This is a genomic window from Desulfogranum mediterraneum DSM 13871, assembly GCF_000429965.1.
GTDB lineage: Bacteria > Desulfobacterota > Desulfobulbia > Desulfobulbales > Desulfobulbaceae > Desulfogranum > Desulfogranum mediterraneum.
In genome coordinates, this window is sequence record NZ_AUCW01000016.1 from 74,924 (window position 1) to 87,878 (window position 12,955).

Genomic DNA, 12,955 nt, shown 5'->3' on the forward strand with positions numbered 1-12,955 from the left:
AGTTGCCCTTCAGAGACTCGTCCTTGATTCAGGCCAACCGGCTAAGAGCGCCGACAGCTCCCAGTCACTCTGTTTATCCCTGAAGGAATCCCCTATGTTTACCAAGGCCATCACCCGTACCCCCTGCAGCCGATTCAGCCAAGGATTGACCACCTCCTCGCTGGGGGCTCCGGATCATGCATTGATGCTCAGGCAGCATGCCCTCTACCTGGAAACCCTGGAAAGGCTGGGGGTGAAGGTGGAAAATCTGCCTGCAGAAGAGGCCTTTCCCGACGCTCATTTTGTCGAAGATACCGCGGTGGTGACCCCGGAGGTGGCGATCATCACCAACCCGGGTGCCGAGAGTCGCAGGGGAGAGACGGCAACCATTGCCCCGGTCCTGGCCAGGTATCGAAGCATCGAACAGATAGAGACGCCCGGCACCGTCGACGGGGGCGATGTCCTGATGGCAGGAGACCATTTTTTTATCGGTCTGTCCGAACGGACCAACCCCGAGGGCGCGGCGCAACTGGGAGCGATTCTTGAGCGATACGGCAAGAGCTGGCAGACCGTTGAGGTGGCGGCCGGGCTGCACTTCAAGTCCAGCGTCAACCTGGTGGCCGAGCAGACCCTGCTGGTGAGCGAGGATTTTGCCGAGCATCCGGCCCTGGTCGACTATGAACGGATCGTCCTGGACAGGGATGAGGAGTATGCAGGCAACACCCTCCTGGTCAACGGGACCCTGATCATGCCGGCGGGTTTTCCCAAGACCCGGGAAAAACTCGCCGCCCTGGAGATGGAGATCGTTGAGCTGGAGATGACGGAAACCCGAAAGATGGACGGCGGCCTGACCTGCCTGTCCCTGAGGTTTTGAGCCATGGGCGTCTTAAAAGATCGGTATAAGCGAGAGGCTGTTGAGGTCCACTGTGTCCAGTGCAAACGGTCCCAGATCATCTATCTGCCGGAGGAGGAGATCCCCCTCTGTCCGCTCTGCCGGAAACGGATGGTCATTAAGGAAAATTTGACCGAAGGAAAATATTAGAGTACCCCTCAGGGTACCGTGGCGGGTGGGCTGCTTCAGCCCGTCCCTGCGCTTGCTGTGTGCCTGTTCAAGCCCGGCTGGCGGTACCATGGGTTTGGAGCCTGTTTCCCCTGGCGGGAGAGAGGCCTTTTACGTTGATTATTTGTGGAGGTTGTAGTGATGGTTGTGAAGAAGATGTTGTTGATCTCCCTGCTGGCCGTGGCCATGCTGGCTCCCCAGCTCTTTGCAGGCGATATCGATCTGGCCAAGAAATCCACCCTGGAGACCATCCAGCAGCGAAAGAGCCTGAAGGTGGGGTTGGACTCCGGCTACCAGCCCTTTGAGATGGTGGACAAGAAGGGCAGGGTGATCGGCTTTGACATTGACATTGCCAAGGAACTGGCCCGGGCCATGGGCGTTAAGCTGGAGATCGTCAATACCGACTTTGACGGCATCATTCCGGCCCTGCTCACCGAAAAGTTCGATGTGATCCTCAGCGGGATGACCATCACCCAGAAGCGGAACCTGCAGATTAACTTTGCCGATCCCTATATCGTGGTGGGCCAGGCGATTATTCTCTCCAAGGAGCTGGAAGGCAAGATCCACTCCTACAAGGACCTGAACGATCCCAAGTATACCGTGGCCTCCCGCCTGGGCACCACCGGCGAGATGGCGGTGAAGCGGATGATCCCCAGGGCCACCTACAAGTCCTTTGACAAGGAGGCCGACGGTGCCATGGATGTGGTCAACGGTCAGGCTGACGCCTTTGTCTATGACCTGGCCTTTAACGTGGTCTTCATGGCCCAGCACGGCAAGGGCAAGGCCGTGCTCCTGGACAAACCCTTTACCTATGAAGCCCTGGGCATCGGCATCCGCAAGGGTGATCCTGATTTCCTCAACTTCCTGAACCACTTCCTGCGACAGATCAAGGCTGACGGGCGTTATGACCGGATCTACTCCAAGTGGATCGAGAATACCGACTGGTTCCAGAATATCCAGTAAGTCCAACTGCGCTGAAGCCCTGTATCCCTGTCTCCGGATACGGGGCATTTCTTTACGCGGGTCCGGCGTATTGCTCGCCGCTGAGTTTCCCGGGAAAGAGGAGTATGAAGTATGTCGTTATATCCGGGCCTTGATGCCCCTAAACCACCGATCTACAAACGGCTGTGGGCACTGTTTTTCGTGGTGTTTGTGGTCCTCTCCATCGGCGGAACCTACTATGCGACCAAGTCCGTCGACTATATCTGGCGCTGGTACACGGTCCCCCAGTACTTTTTCTACCTGGATGACGTGGAGGTCCTTGCCGAGGCAGAGGGGATCGTTGCCTCCATCGAGCCTGCCGGAGAAGAGAGTGCGGTGGTCATCCGGGGTGCGGATGGAGAGCAACGCTACCTGGTCCCCGCTGACGGCCTCCGGGTGGACCTGGACCAGTTTGTCTATGTGGACGATGTCCTGGGTTCCAGCCAGCAGTGGAAGAGCGGCCTGCTCATCTACGGGCTGTGGATCACCCTCAAGGTCTCGCTGATCGCCTCGGTCTTTGCCCTGATCATCGGGGTGGCTACCGGCATGGCCAGGATCTCCAATAATCCGGCCCTGCGTTGGCTCGCCATCACCTATATCGAACTGGTCAGGGGATCCCCCCTGCTGGTCCAGATGATGATCTGGTACTTTGTGATCGGCGCCCTGATCAACAAGAGTATCGCAGGTTGGGGCCTGGGGCCGGTGCCCACCATCTGGTTCGGGGTGCTCTCCCTGGCCCTGTTCACCGGTGCCTATACCGCCGAGATCGTCCGGGCCGGCATTCAGTCGGTCCATCTGGGCCAGATGGAGGCGGCCCGTTCCCTGGGGATGAGCTATGGCGAGGCCATGCGCAAGATCATCCTGCCCCAGGCGATCCGCAGGATTCTGCCCGCCCTGGCCGGTCAGTTTATCAGCCTGATCAAGGACTCCTCCCTGCTGGGGGTGATCTCCATCCGGGAGCTGACCAAGATTACCCGGGAGGTGGTCACCACCTCGCTGCAACCCTTTGAATTCTGGATCGTCTGTGCCCTGCTCTACCTGATCCTCACCTTTGGACTCTCACTCTTGGTCCAGCATCTTGAACGGAGGGCGATCTGATGATCCAGGCTCGAAACGTCAATAAATACTTTTATGTGCCCCAAGAGCTCCATGCCCTCAAAGACGCCTCCCTGGAGGTGGCCGCAGGCGAGGTGGTGGTCATCATCGGCCCCTCGGGCTCGGGCAAGAGTACCTTCCTCCGTTGCCTCAATCGCTTGGAGTACGCCGATAGCGGCGAGATCCTGATTGACGGCGAGGATCTGCTTGATCCCCGGGCCGAGATCAACCGGCTGCGGGCCGAGACCGGGATGGTCTTCCAGTCCTTTAACCTCTTTCCCCACAAGACGGTGCTGGAGAATCTGGTCATGGCCCAGATCTCGGTGCGAAAACGGAGCCGCAAGGAGGCCGAGGCCAAGTCCATGGAGTTGCTCCAGCGGGTGGGGATCGGTGAGAAATTCGGCGTCTATCCGGAGCAGCTCTCCGGCGGCCAGCAGCAGCGGGTGGCCATTGCCCGTTCCCTGGCCATGGACCCCAAGGTGATGCTCTTTGATGAGCCCACCTCAGCCCTGGATCCGGAGATGGTCGGCGAGGTCCTCGATGTGATGAAGGACCTGGCCCGGGAGGGGATGACCATGGTGGTGGTGACCCATGAGATGGGCTTTGCCCGGGAGGTGGCGGATCGGGTGGTCTTCATGGACCACGGGGTGGTCCTGGAGGAGGCCGCGCCCGGACCCTTCTTCAGCGCACCCAGCCATGAACGCACCATCGCCTTTCTGAAACAGATCCTCTGAAGGCTGTCCTGGCCAACGGCGGGATGAACAGAAAAAGCCCCCCTTCCCTCCCGGGAAAGGGGGCTTTTTTTTATGCTCCCTCAGCGGCTCTCTGTGCTGAGAGCATCCGGGGTTCAGGCTGTACAGCTTCCTTGGGCAGGGATCTCTGGAGCACCAGATAGCCGCCGATGGCCGCCAGGATCGAGGCAATAAAGATGCCGATCTTGGCGTCGGCCACCAGGGCGGGGTCGGAGAAGGCCAGTTCGCTGATAAAGATGGACATGGTAAAGCCGATGCCGCTGAGCAGGGAGGTTCCCCAGAGCTGGGCCCAACTGATATCCTCGGCCAACTCGGCCAGGCCGCTCTTGACCACCAGCAGGCTGAAGCCAAAGATACCGAGCTGTTTGCCCACCACCAGACCGAGAATGATGCCTAGGCTGGCGGAGCTGGGAAAGCCCTGGAAGGTGGTGGCATCGATGGTGATCCCTGCGGAAAAGAGGGCAAAGAGGGGGAGGATCAAGAAGGCCTGGATGTTGTGGAGATTCTGTTCCAGGTAGATGCCGGCCGGGATCATGTCCTCGGCAGCCAGATAGATCTGGGTGATGTCCTGGAGCTGCTGCTTGTCGCTGACCATGCTCTCCTGGGTGAGCCGGCTACGCTCCAGCTTGGAGATCCGCCTTTTGATCACCTCATAGAATTGGCTGGGGCTGATACTGGCCTTGACCGGATAGGCCATGGCGATCAGGACTCCGGCAATGGTGGCATGGATCCCGGAGAGGAAGACACAGAGCCAGATCAGGAGGATCAGCAGCAGGTGGAGTCCCGGTCGTCGCACCCCTCTGCGGATGGTGAGGGCCAGGAGGAAGAGGAGGGCGCCGCCGATGAGCAGGGCCAGGATGGAGATCTGTTCGGTATAGAAGAGGGCGATGACCACTACCGCCATCAAGTCATCGACGATGGCCAGGGCGGTGAGAAAGATCTTCAGGCTGATGGGGACCCGCTTGCCGAACAGGGCCAGGACCCCCAGGGCAAAGGCGATGTCCGTGGCCATGGGAATGCCCCAGCCCGCCGCGGCAGGCCCGTCGCTGTTGAAGAGGTAGTAGGTCAGGGCCGGTACCACGGCTCCGCCCAGGGCCGCCATCACCGGCAGCACCGCCTTGCGGTAGCTGCAGAGTTCGCCGATGAGGATCTCCCGTTTGATCTCCAGGCCCACCACAAAGAAGAAGATGGCCATCAGGCCGTCCTTGACCCAGTGATCCAGGGTCAGGTGATACTGTTTGCCGGCAAAGTGGGTGCCGATATCCAGGTGGCTGAGGGTCTCATAGAGCTGTGCCCAGGGCGAGTTGGCCCAGGCCACGGCCGTGATGGTGGCCAGGAGCAGGACCATGGATCCGGAAGACTGGGACTGGAGAAAGCGGTCAAACAGGGTTTGGGACGGGGCGATCTTCTGAGGCATGGTGGTACCCTCTATCATAAGGTTGAACCTGGCCCCAGAGGGCCGAGGGGTGACGGTGCTGGTTGGCAATCCCGGATGGCTACTCCCAGGGAACCATTCAACTATACAGTGCTTTTTTCCTGAAGACAAGGGTGCCTTTGGCCTTCCTCCATCTTGGCAGAGGCTGCTCCGGAGAGCGGCCAGGAGGGCAGGCAGGATAACCGTGACCGTATCGAGGGGGAGGGTGAAGCACCTCGCTGCGGCCTGCAGGTGGTCTGAAGGGGTGGCCTGAATATGGTCTAAAGGTCGGCTCCGGGAGGGTAGTTGAGATCGGCTTCGGTCACCCTGCCGCGTTTTCCTGCAAGGGCCTGCTCCATCAGCTCCAGGCAGAGCTCCAGGGCCGGTCCGGCGTCCCGGAGCATGGGTGGCAGTTCGCCGAAGCGTTGGTAGTAGGCCCGGGTCACCCTGGCGTAGCGCTGCTCGCGCTCTTCCTGTTTCATGGTCTCTGGGCTCCGTTTTTTTTCGTGTCGATGATCTTCAGGCTATGGCTGATGCTCATGGCCTGCCTGTACATGGCGCTGACCCCGCAGTACTTGTCCAGGGAAAGGTCGATGGCCCGCTGCAGCCTGTTGCTATCCAGGTCCCTGCCCCGAAAGATGTAGGTCAGGTGCATGGCGGTGTAGACCTTGGGGTGTTCTTCACTGAGGTCGGCGTCCACCTGGATGGCCAGGTGCTCGTAGCCGATCTTCATCTTCTTGAGGATGGAGACCACGTCGATGCCGGTGCAGCCGGCCAGGGCCATCATCATCAGGGATTTGGGGTTGGGGGCGGCGTTGTTGCCGCCAAACTCTTCGTTGGCATCGATGGTAAGGGGGTGGCCGTTGATGGCGGTGGAGAAGGCCAGGCCGCCTTCCCAGTCTACGCTTATGGAGTTCTTCATCGTGCCTCAATTCTCCAGGCCGGGGGGCTCTGGCTGTCGATTCTTCGCGCTTTGGGCGTTGTATCGCTTAGGTTTATGGTTGTCTGCTCGAGTAGGACATCTGTAAGCACTCCCCAGGGACAATGCACGTTCAAGGAATGGATTTTCTGCCTCTTTTTTCGTAGACCTCTCCAGGTTGTCGTTGACAGCAGGGTCGTAATCGCATATACGAGACATTAAATATCTTATATATCCTTTTGTGAGGAAGCATGCGATTAACACGAGCAGCCGAATATGCCATCCGTTGTATGGTCTATCTGGCTAAACAGGGCAAGGGGGTGCTGACCAGCCGCCAGGAGATCGCCGAGCGTGCCGAGATCCCGGGCCATTTTTTGGCCAAGATTGCCCAGGATCTGGCCAAGGCAGGTTTTCTGGAAATTCGCCAGGGGGCGAAGGGGGGCTTTGTCCTCTTGAAAAATCCTATTGAGATCAGCCTGCTGGAAGTGGTAGAAACAATGATCGGAGAGATCTATCTCAATGACTGTATTGCCAGGCCGGCCAGCTGCAAGGTCAGCTACAGCTGCGCGGTCCATCGGGTCTGGCTGGAGGCCCGTGATCAGCTCCGTGCCACCCTGGCCCGGGTCAGCTTTGAACAGTTGGTCCGGGAGGAATCCTGTATCGCCCCCTGTTCCAAGCCGCTGCCCTCTGTTGACGAGCTGACCCCGGATACCTCTCAACCACCATCCTGAGGAGAACGAACATGGAGCAGGCACAACGGCCCCTGCTGCCGATACGCATCTGGCGCTTTTACTGTGATGGTTTTCGGCGGATGACCCTGGGGCGCACCCTGTGGAAGATCATTTTGCTGAAACTCTTTATCATGTTCGGGGTCTTGAAGCTGTTTTTCTTTCCCGATTTTCTGGCCACAAATTTCAGCAGTGATGAACAACGGGCCGACTATGTCCTGGAGCAGATGACCCGGTCGGCCTCTTCGAATACCACTCATCTCAAGGAGACTAAAGGAGACCCATTATGATCGAAAATTTTGACCTGACCATGGTCAACTGGGCCAGGGGCCAATTTGCCCTGACCGCCATGTATCACTGGCTTTTTGTGCCGTTGACCCTGGGGATTTCGTGGATCGTGGCCTTCTACCACACCATCTATGTCCGCACCGGCAGTGAGGAGTGGAAGAATCTGACCAAGTTCTGGATGAAGCTGTTCGGGATCAACTTTGCCATCGGCGTGGCCACCGGCATCATCATGGAGTTTGAGTTCGGCACCAACTGGTCCAACTACTCCTGGATGGTAGGCGACATCTTTGGGGCGCCTCTGGCCATCGAGGGGATTGTGGCCTTCTTCCTGGAGGCGACCTTCTTTGCGGTGATGTTCTTCGGCTGGAACCGGGTTTCCAAGCGCTTTCACCTCTTTTCCACCTGGATGGTGGCCGTGGGCTCCAACCTGTCTGCGGTCTGGATCCTGATCGCCAATGCCTGGATGCAGTATCCCGTGGGCCAGGCCTTTAATCCGGATACCGCCCGCTTCGAGATGCAGAGCTTCAGCGAGGTGGCCTTCTCTCCCTATGCGGTGGCCAAGTTCACCCACACCACCAGTTCCTCCATGCTGGTGGCGGCCCTGTTCATCCTCTCCATCTCTTCCTGGTACCTCCTGCGTGGCCGGCACGTGATCATGGCCAAACGTTCCATCGTGGTGGCCGCAACCCTGGGCCTGGTGGCCTCGGTCTTTGTGGTCTTCAACGGTGACGAGTCCGCCTACCGGATCGCCGAGGTCCAGCCCATGAAGCTGGCCGCCTTTGAAGGTCTCTGGGAGGGTGAGAGCGGTGCCGGCCTGGTGGCCATTGGAGTGGTCAATCAGGACAAGCGGGTGGACAACGAGGAGGAACCATTCAGTCTGGAGCTGCGTCTGCCCGGGCTGCTCTCCCTGATGGCCAACCGTTCCTTTGGCTCTTTTGTGCCCGGGATGAAGGATCTGGTCTACGGCAATGAGGAGCAGCAGATCGTCGGTGCTGCCCAGAAGATGGAACGGGGCAAGCTGGCCATCTCCAACCTGGATGGCTACAAAAAAGCCCTCAAAGAGGGCGATGAAGAGGCTGCGGCCCTCCATCTGGCCGCCTTTGACGAACACCGTGAGTTTCTGGGCTACGGCTTTCTGGAAAAGCCCGAAGATGCGGTGCCCCCGGTGGCGCTCTCCTTTAATGCCTTCCACATCATGGTGGCCCTGGGCAGTCTCTTTCCCCTGATCTTTCTGGCCTACCTCTACTTCAGCATCAAGGGCAACCTGGAGGAGCGTAAACTCCTTTTGGGCGGCGGCACCCTGCTCTATCTCCTGGGCATGGTTGCGACCCAGGCCGGCTGGGTGGTCGCAGAGGTGGGGCGTCAGCCCTGGGCGATCCAGGATCTGCTCCCGGTATCGGTGGCCCGGACCAACCTGACCGTAGGCACGGTGCAGACCACCTTTTTCATCTTTTTAGCGCTGTTCACCGTACTGCTGCTGGCAGAGATCAGCATCATGGCAAAACAGGTCAGTATCGGCCCAAAGGAGGACTAAGATGATTGCTAACCTTGATTATCCAACCCTGCAGCACCTCTGGTGGCTGCTCTGTTCCGTGGTCGGTGCCCTGTTCCTGATGCTCACCTTTGTCCAGGGGGGCCAGTCCCTGCTCTGGCAGGTGGCCAAGAGCGAGACCGAGAAGGACCTGGTGATCAACTCCCTGGGACGCAAGTGGGAGCTCACCTTTACCACCCTGGTCCTCTTTGGCGGGGCCCTGTTTGCCTCCTTTCCCAAGTTCTACTCCACCTCCTTTGGCGGGGCCTACTGGGTCTGGATGCTGATCCTGTTCACCTTCATCATCCAGGCGGTCAGCTACGAGTTCCGCAAGAAGCCCTTCAACATCCTGGGCAGCCGGGTCTACGAGTTCTTTCTCCTGATCAACGGTTCGGTGGGGATCCTCCTGATCGGCGCGGCCGTGGGGACCTTCTTTACCGGTTCAAACTTCCAGCTCAGCGGCTATAACTTCGTGACCTGGACCCACCCCTTCCGTGGTCTGGAGGCGGCCCTGAGTCCCTCCCTGTCCAGTGTCTTCAACATCGCCCTGGGCCTCTTTCTGGTCTTCAATGCCCGGACCCTGGGTTCCATGTACCTGGTCAACAACATCGATCTTTCCGCCGTGCCGGAGATGGAGCGTCGCCTGCGTAAGGCCTGCTGGACCAACTTCTGCTGCTCCCTGCCCTTCTGTCTCTATGTGGTGGTCTCCCTGCTGCTGATGCGGGGTTTCGGTATCGTGGACGACCAGGGCACCATCGAGTATGTGAAGTATAAGTATCTGTTGAATCTCCTGGCCAACCCCTGGCTGCTGGGTCTGCTCCTGGGCGGCCTGCTCCTGGTCCTAGTCGGGGCCCTGCGGACCGCCAAGACCAGCAGTACCGCCGGGATCTGGTTCGGCGGTCTGGGTACGGTGCTGGTGGGCCTCTGCGTGCTGCTGCTGCCGGCCTACAACAACACCGCCTTCTACCCGTCCAAGGTGGATCTCCAGTCCAGCCTGACCATCTATAACGCCTCTTCCAGTGCCTATACCCTGGGGGTGATGACCTATGTGGCCCTGGCCATTCCCGTGGTCCTGGCCTATGTAAGCTATGTCTGGAGGGCCATGGATCGGGGTAAGATGAAGATCGAGGACACCGGCGACAGCGCCGCCTACTGAGAGGGGCGCTGGCTGAGATTCCGGGAGTTTTTAAACGAACAATCCAAGCATGAGGTGAAGCGTATGAATACCTTTCTTCTTATTACCTGGGTCGTGGTCATTGGGGCGTCCTATAAGCTGGCGGTCAATGTCCTGAAGAAGACCAAGCTCTACTAAGCGACTCCGCTGGAGCCGCAGAAGGCAGGAGCCACTCCCCGGAAAGGGGGGGTGGCTCTTTTTTTTTGCAGTCGCGGCACTCATCCGGGATGAGTGCCGTTTGGAGCTGCTCGCTAGCGGCAGCGTAACAGCGCCAGCTGCATCATCAGGGGGTATTCGAAGCTGACCTGGTCGTTTCCCCACTGGAGCAGGCCGATGTTGACCCACTCCCCCTGATCTTCCCACTCATCATAGCCGAATTTCCAACCACACCAGGCCTCGCTGCAGAGGTACTCCTGTCCTGGTCCGTAGTAGTTGAAACGTAGGCCCTCGTCATCCTCCATCCGCCGGGTCTGGCCGATGAGGACCAGGTCTGCGCCTCTGGCCCCGGCCTCCTTGAAGACCAGCTGCTGGATCTCCAGGCCCGAGAGCTTGGCAGGGAGTTTCACCAGGGCATGGGCAAAGACCCGGCAGGGCGGGGGGACCTGGCTGTACTGAAAGGCGGTGGCGATCCGGTCGGTCGGGGGGTAGACCTTGGCGGAGAAAGCGTTCTGGTCTTTGCTGCCGCAGCCGGAGAGCAGCAGGAGGAGCACGGTCAGGAGCGCTGGGATGATTCGATACATGATTCTACTCCAAAGGTGTTGAGGGCGAGATGAGGGTACGTTGAAAAATGAGATTTTTCGATCAAGATTAAGGCATGGGGGAAAATTCACCCCGGGCATATGGTTGATATGCCGAGGATAACTTTTCTCCCATACCGCAGAGGTTGGCAGAAAAGGCAATCTTTCAAGGTTGCCATGGGGGGTGCGGCCGGGGCCTGTTGCCAGGAAAATCCGGCTGAAAAGGAGGCCTGCACAGAGCTCTGTTTGAGCGAAAGCGCCCCTTTTGGACAATGCGCCTTATTTTTGCTGCATTTTGTCGGCGAACGAGCTAGCTTCCCCTGTCTTGCAGAGGATACCAGAAATAGAATGGATCTTCAATTCCACCGTACGCACCAGGACTCTCGGAGAGGAGTATGAACAAGCAGCAGCAGACCAGTGTCTCAGCAAGGGGGACGATATGAGGCCCGCCAAATCCGCCCAAACCCTCAGGGCCGACCTGCTCCTCCTGCTGGTGGCCGCCATCTGGGGCTTCGGCTTCGTGGCCCAACGGGCCGGGATGGATCATGTCGGTCCCTATACCTTTAACGGCCTTCGTTTCCTTCTGGGCGGCTGCTGTCTGATTCCGCTGGCCCTGCGGAGCACCAGGCAGCCCCAACTCCAGCAGCGAGCACAGATGAGCGCCCTCAAGGCGGGTTGCCTGGCCGGGCTCTTTCTCTTTGCCGGGGCCACCCTCCAGCAGGTGGGGCTGCAGTACACCACCGCCGGCAAGGCCGGCTTTATCACCGGTCTCTATGTGATCTTTGTCCCCATCATCGGTCTCCTCTTTGGCCAGCGGACCAACGGCGGCACCTGGGCCGGGGGCCTGCTCGCCGTGGCCGGGCTCTATCTGCTCTCCATCCAGGGCACCTTGAGCATCAGCTTTGGTGATCTGCTGGAGACCATCGGGGCCCTGTTCTGGGCCTGTCATGTCCTGGTGCTGGGTTATCTCTCCCCGCGCACCTCGGCCATCCGGCTGGCCATGATCCAGTTTTTTGTCTGTGGGGGCCTCAGCCTGCTGGTGGCCATCGGCCTGGAGAACATCAGCGGGGCGGGCATCCTCCAGGCCGCGCTGCCGATCTTTTACGGCGGGGTCATCTCGGTGGGGGCCGGCTATACCCTCCAGGTGGTGGTCCAGCGCAAGGCCCATCCAGCCCATGCCGCCATCCTGCTCAGCCTGGAGTCGCCCTTTGCCGCCCTGGGCGGCTGGCTGCTGCTCCATGAGCTGCTTTCGGGCCGGGCCCTGATCGGCTGCCTGCTGATGCTGGCCGGGATGGTGCTCTCCCAACTCTGGCCCCTGCTGCAGCCCCGGCAGATAGCGGCAGCAGCCGCCGACAGCCAGCTTCACTGAGGAATTGTCATGCCAATCTCAGGAATCCTGGCCACGGTACTCTCTGCCCTGCTGATGGGGACCATGGGGGTCTTCTCCAAGTTCACCGGCCTCTCGGCAGAGACCATGACCTGTGGTCGCCTCTTTTTCGGGGCCGGTTTTATGCTCTTTTTCCTGGTAGGGATCGGGCGAACCGGCTGCCTGCGCCAGTGGCCCAGCTGGCCGGTGCTGGTCAACGGCGCCATGCTCTCCGGCTTCATCATCTTCTATGTCCAGGCCATGACCCTGACCACCATGGCCAACGCCATCATGCTGGTCTACCTGGCTCCGGTCAGCGCCTCTGTGGTGGCCCACTTCTTCCTTGGTGAGCGTCTTGACCGGGTAAGGGTGATCTTGATCGGCGGCGCCCTCTTGGGCTTTGCCATGATGATGGAGTTTCAGCTGGAGCTGTCGACGGGCAGCGGTCATCTCCTCGGGATCGGCTATGGCCTGCTCTCCATGGCCGCCTATACCTCCTTTATCCTGCTCAACCGCCTGGTCAGGCCCGAGATTCACCTCTATAGCCGGACCTTTTATCAGCTGCTGGTCGGTGGCCTGGTCGTGCTGCCCCTGGTGGCCCTGGATCCGCCCAGCATCTCGGGGGTGAACTGGCTCTGGCTTCTGGCCACCGGGCTGTTGCCCGGATTTTTGGCCATCCTCTGTGCAGTGATCGGCCTCCACCACCTGCCGGCAGCGACCTTCGGCACCCTGGCCTATGTGGAGCCGGTGGCGGTGGTGGTCTTTGGCTGGGTCCTCTTTCAGGAGCGCTTGAGTCCACTCCAGCTGGGTGGCTGTGGACTGATTCTGCTCTGCGGGATCGTCCAGGTCTGTTACCGTCCGAGTCGTCCAAGCCGTCCACGGGAGGCGGTTCCTGCCGGCACCTGAGCAGCCTGCTCCTTGGGGCAGCTCA

At 59.7% G+C, this 12,955-nt stretch carries 15 protein-coding genes; 11 read left to right on the forward strand and 4 right to left on the reverse strand.

The features are described 5' to 3' along the window. Positions 1 to 94 precede the first annotated feature (94 nt). From G494_RS0108300 to G494_RS0108320, 5 genes are all read left to right on the forward strand, one after another. A complete protein-coding gene (locus tag G494_RS0108300; RefSeq protein ID WP_035245926.1) occupies positions 95 to 853 on the forward strand; it encodes a dimethylarginine dimethylaminohydrolase family protein in 759 nt (252 codons plus the stop codon). Between the two features lie 3 nt (positions 854 to 856). Further along, positions 857 to 1,021 carry a hypothetical protein gene (locus G494_RS27245; RefSeq protein WP_167331679.1) on the forward strand — a complete coding sequence of 55 codons (165 nt, stop codon included), beginning with the start codon at positions 857 to 859 and terminating at the stop codon, positions 1,019 to 1,021. 159 nt (positions 1,022 to 1,180) lie between these two features. Continuing rightward, positions 1,181 to 2,002: a transporter substrate-binding domain-containing protein gene (locus G494_RS0108310; RefSeq protein WP_035245934.1), complete on the forward strand. Its 822-nt coding sequence runs from the start codon at positions 1,181 to 1,183 to the stop codon at positions 2,000 to 2,002. A gap of 111 nt (positions 2,003 to 2,113) precedes the next feature. Further along, positions 2,114 to 3,118 carry an amino acid ABC transporter permease gene (locus tag G494_RS0108315; RefSeq protein ID WP_028584161.1) on the forward strand — a complete coding sequence of 335 codons (1,005 nt, stop codon included), beginning with the start codon at positions 2,114 to 2,116 and terminating at the stop codon, positions 3,116 to 3,118. Continuing rightward, the gene (locus tag G494_RS0108320; protein WP_028584162.1) at positions 3,118 to 3,849 is read left to right on the forward strand and encodes an amino acid ABC transporter ATP-binding protein; all 732 of its coding nucleotides are present in this window, start codon (positions 3,118 to 3,120) and stop codon (positions 3,847 to 3,849) included. Before G494_RS0108315 ends, G494_RS0108320 begins: the two co-directional genes overlap by 1 nt. Positions 3,850 to 3,919: 70 nt before the next feature. On the opposite strand, the gene nhaA is transcribed toward G494_RS0108320, so the two are convergent. From nhaA to G494_RS0108335, 3 genes are all read right to left on the reverse strand, one after another. Further along, entirely contained in the window at positions 3,920 to 5,302 is a 1,383-nt protein-coding gene (nhaA, locus tag G494_RS22565; protein ID WP_051305533.1) for a Na+/H+ antiporter NhaA, read from the reverse strand. A gap of 260 nt (positions 5,303 to 5,562) precedes the next feature. Further along, on the reverse strand, positions 5,563 to 5,763 hold the full coding sequence (locus tag G494_RS0108330) for a hypothetical protein (RefSeq protein ID WP_028584163.1): 201 nt from the start codon (positions 5,761 to 5,763) through the stop codon (positions 5,563 to 5,565). Beyond that, entirely contained in the window at positions 5,760 to 6,203 is a 444-nt protein-coding gene (locus G494_RS0108335) for an OsmC family protein (RefSeq protein ID WP_028584164.1), read from the reverse strand. The genes G494_RS0108330 and G494_RS0108335 overlap by 4 nt, the downstream gene beginning before the upstream one ends. 248 nt (positions 6,204 to 6,451) lie before the next feature. Between G494_RS0108335 and G494_RS22570 the strand changes: the two genes are divergently transcribed. From G494_RS22570 to G494_RS0108355, 4 genes are read left to right on the forward strand one after another with little or no spacing between them, the layout of a single operon-like run. Continuing rightward, the gene (locus tag G494_RS22570; RefSeq protein WP_084456579.1) at positions 6,452 to 6,931 is read left to right on the forward strand and encodes an RrF2 family transcriptional regulator; all 480 of its coding nucleotides are present in this window, start codon (positions 6,452 to 6,454) and stop codon (positions 6,929 to 6,931) included. An 11-nt stretch (positions 6,932 to 6,942) separates the two neighbouring features. Then, positions 6,943 to 7,218, forward strand: a complete 276-nt coding sequence (locus G494_RS22575; RefSeq protein WP_084456580.1) for a DUF4492 domain-containing protein — start codon at positions 6,943 to 6,945, stop codon at positions 7,216 to 7,218. Then, positions 7,215 to 8,750, forward strand: a complete 1,536-nt coding sequence (locus G494_RS0108350; RefSeq protein ID WP_028584165.1) for a cytochrome ubiquinol oxidase subunit I — start codon at positions 7,215 to 7,217, stop codon at positions 8,748 to 8,750. Before G494_RS22575 ends, G494_RS0108350 begins: the two co-directional genes overlap by 4 nt. Before the next feature lies 1 nt (position 8,751). Continuing rightward, positions 8,752 to 9,903 (forward strand): cytochrome d ubiquinol oxidase subunit II, encoded by a 1,152-nt coding sequence (locus tag G494_RS0108355; RefSeq protein WP_028584166.1) that lies wholly within the window; start codon positions 8,752 to 8,754, stop codon positions 9,901 to 9,903. A 269-nt stretch (positions 9,904 to 10,172) separates the two neighbouring features. Here the strand turns inward: G494_RS0108355 and G494_RS0108365 are convergent, their stop codons facing one another. After that, positions 10,173 to 10,661, reverse strand: coding sequence for a hypothetical protein (locus G494_RS0108365; protein WP_028584167.1), 489 nt, complete (start codon positions 10,659 to 10,661; stop codon positions 10,173 to 10,175). 436 nt (positions 10,662 to 11,097) lie between these two features. Here G494_RS0108365 and G494_RS0108370 point away from each other — a divergent pair, with 436 nt between their 5' ends. Then, positions 11,098 to 12,027, forward strand: a complete 930-nt coding sequence (locus G494_RS0108370; RefSeq protein WP_028584168.1) for a DMT family transporter — start codon at positions 11,098 to 11,100, stop codon at positions 12,025 to 12,027. 9 nt (positions 12,028 to 12,036) lie between these two features. Then, complete coding sequence (locus tag G494_RS22580; RefSeq protein WP_051305534.1) at positions 12,037 to 12,930, forward strand: DMT family transporter; 894 nt, start codon at positions 12,037 to 12,039, stop codon at positions 12,928 to 12,930. Positions 12,931 to 12,955: the final 25 nt, after the last annotated feature.

What these genes read in the sequence shown, in the direction of transcription:
- G494_RS22575 (WP_084456580.1), top strand. Translation starts at nt 6,943, where the DNA reads ATGGAGCAGGCACAACGGCCCCTGCTGCCGATACGCATCTGGCGCTTT.
- G494_RS0108300 (WP_035245926.1), top strand. Translation starts at nt 95, where the DNA reads ATGTTTACCAAGGCCATCACCCGTACCCCCTGCAGCCGATTCAGCCAA.
- G494_RS22570 (WP_084456579.1), top strand. Translation starts at nt 6,452, where the DNA reads ATGCGATTAACACGAGCAGCCGAATATGCCATCCGTTGTATGGTCTAT.
- G494_RS0108335 (WP_028584164.1), bottom strand. Translation starts at nt 6,203, where the DNA reads ATGAAGAACTCCATAAGCGTAGACTGGGAAGGCGGCCTGGCCTTCTCC.
- G494_RS0108350 (WP_028584165.1), top strand. Translation starts at nt 7,215, where the DNA reads ATGATCGAAAATTTTGACCTGACCATGGTCAACTGGGCCAGGGGCCAA.
- G494_RS0108315 (WP_028584161.1), top strand. Translation starts at nt 2,114, where the DNA reads ATGTCGTTATATCCGGGCCTTGATGCCCCTAAACCACCGATCTACAAA.
- G494_RS0108330 (WP_028584163.1), bottom strand. Translation starts at nt 5,763, where the DNA reads ATGAAACAGGAAGAGCGCGAGCAGCGCTACGCCAGGGTGACCCGGGCC.
- nhaA (WP_051305533.1), bottom strand. Translation starts at nt 5,302, where the DNA reads ATGATAGAGGGTACCACCATGCCTCAGAAGATCGCCCCGTCCCAAACC.
- G494_RS27245 (WP_167331679.1), top strand. Translation starts at nt 857, where the DNA reads ATGGGCGTCTTAAAAGATCGGTATAAGCGAGAGGCTGTTGAGGTCCAC.
- G494_RS0108370 (WP_028584168.1), top strand. Translation starts at nt 11,098, where the DNA reads ATGAGGCCCGCCAAATCCGCCCAAACCCTCAGGGCCGACCTGCTCCTC.
- G494_RS0108320 (WP_028584162.1), top strand. Translation starts at nt 3,118, where the DNA reads ATGATCCAGGCTCGAAACGTCAATAAATACTTTTATGTGCCCCAAGAG.
- G494_RS0108310 (WP_035245934.1), top strand. Translation starts at nt 1,181, where the DNA reads ATGGTTGTGAAGAAGATGTTGTTGATCTCCCTGCTGGCCGTGGCCATG.
- G494_RS0108365 (WP_028584167.1), bottom strand. Translation starts at nt 10,661, where the DNA reads ATGTATCGAATCATCCCAGCGCTCCTGACCGTGCTCCTCCTGCTGCTC.
- G494_RS0108355 (WP_028584166.1), top strand. Translation starts at nt 8,752, where the DNA reads ATGATTGCTAACCTTGATTATCCAACCCTGCAGCACCTCTGGTGGCTG.
- G494_RS22580 (WP_051305534.1), top strand. Translation starts at nt 12,037, where the DNA reads ATGCCAATCTCAGGAATCCTGGCCACGGTACTCTCTGCCCTGCTGATG.